This is a genomic window from Paraburkholderia ribeironis (assembly GCF_900019265.1).
Lineage (GTDB): Bacteria > Pseudomonadota > Gammaproteobacteria > Burkholderiales > Burkholderiaceae > Paraburkholderia > Paraburkholderia ribeironis.
On record NZ_CYGX02000020.1, the window covers coordinates 1 to 255 of the forward strand.

The window sequence follows — 255 nt, forward strand, 5'->3', positions numbered from 1 at the left end:
GGAATGTTGTCGACCGAGCCGATCTCTTCCAGCATGTTCAGCGCGGCTTCGTTCGCGCCGCCGTGCGCCGGGCCCCACAGACACGCGATACCCGCCGCGATACATGCAAACGGATTGGCGCCCGACGAACCCGCCAGACGCACGGTCGACGTCGATGCATTCTGCTCGTGGTCCGCGTGCAGGATCAGGATACGGTCCAGCGCGCGCACCAGCACGTCGTTGACCTTGTAGTCTTCGCACGGGTTCGAGAACATC

1 protein-coding gene is annotated in these 255 nt (G+C 63.9%); it reads right to left on the minus strand.

What is annotated here, in order from left to right; translation table 11 throughout:
• On the minus strand, positions 1–255 hold a 255-nt coding region (locus BN2475_RS35440), incomplete at both ends, for a citrate/2-methylcitrate synthase (protein ID WP_281254202.1).